At 64.7% G+C, this 1,274-nt stretch carries 1 protein-coding gene and 1 pseudogene; both read left to right on the top strand.

Features of this window, described 5'->3' with window-relative positions; all coding sequences use genetic code 11:
• A pseudogene (locus ACH45E_RS45755) lies at nt 1–431 on the top strand (alpha-1,4-glucan--maltose-1-phosphate maltosyltransferase); the annotation flags it as partial.
• Nucleotides 428–1,274: alpha-amylase family glycosyl hydrolase (locus tag ACH45E_RS45760; RefSeq protein ID WP_361458363.1), on the top strand; the 847-nt coding region annotated here is incomplete at its 3' end. The pseudogene ACH45E_RS45755 and the gene ACH45E_RS45760, both read left to right, overlap by 4 nt.

The raw sequence follows: 1,274 nt of genomic DNA on the forward strand, positions 1-1,274 counted from the left end.
AGAAGTACCAGCTCAAACCCCGCGACTGGGCCACCGCCACACGCGAGGGCACCACCATCGCCCCCCTCATCACCCGCCTCAACACCATCCGGCGCGACAACCCGGCCCTGCGACAGCTGCGCGATCTCCACTTCCATCACGCCGACAAGGAAGAGGTGATCGTCTACAGCAAGCGGAGCGGTTCGAACACGGTTCTGGTGGTCGTCAACCTCGACCCCCACCACACCCAGGAGGCGACGGTCTCGTTGGACATGCCGCAACTCGGCCTGGACTGGCACGAGTCGGTGCCGGTGCGCGACGAGCTCACCGGCGAGACCTATCACTGGGGCAGGGCCAACTATGTGCGCCTCGAACCGGGCCACAGGCCCGCGCATGTCTTCTCGGTTCTGCGACCGTCCAACCCGCAGATCGGAGGGTCACCCACAAAATGATCATCAACGAGCCTGTTCAGGACACGTTCGAAGACACGCCCGCCAAGGACCGCAACCCGGACTGGTTCAAGCGCGCGGTCTTCTACGAGGTCCTCGTCCGCTCCTTCCAGGACAGCAACGGCGACGGTGTCGGCGACCTCAAGGGCCTGACCGCCAAACTCGACTATCTGCAGTGGCTGGGCGTGGACTGCCTGTGGCTGCCGCCGTTCTTCAAGTCACCGCTCAGGGACGGCGGCTACGACGTCTCGGACTACACCGCCGTCCTGCCCGAGTTCGGTGACCTCGCCGACTTCGTGGAGTTCGTCGACGCCTCCCACCAGCGCGGCATGCGCGTGATCATCGACTTCGTCATGAACCACACCAGCGACCAGCACCCGTGGTTCCAGGAGTCCAGAAGGGACCCCGACGGCCCCTACGGCGACTACTACGTCTGGGCGGACGACGACAAGCAGTACCAGGACGCCCGGATCATCTTCGTCGACACCGAGGTCTCCAACTGGACGTACGATCCGGTACGCAAGCAGTACTACTGGCACCGCTTCTTCTCGCACCAGCCGGACCTCAACTACGAGAACCCGGCCGTGCAGGAGGAGATGATCTCCGCGCTGAAGTTCTGGCTGGACCTGGGCATCGACGGGTTCCGGCTGGACGCCGTGCCCTACCTGTACCAGCAGGAGGGCACCAACTGCGAGAACCTGCCGGCGACCCACGAGTTCCTGAAGCGGGTGCGCAAGGAGATCGACAACCAGTACCCGGACACGGTGCTGCTGGCGGAGGCCAACCAGTGGCCGGAGGACGTCGTCGACTACTTCGGCGACTACCGGTCCGGCGGCGACGAATGCC

Origin of the sequence: Streptomyces sp. NPDC020299, from assembly GCF_044387825.1 — a bacterium.
Lineage (GTDB): Bacteria > Actinomycetota > Actinomycetes > Streptomycetales > Streptomycetaceae > Streptomyces.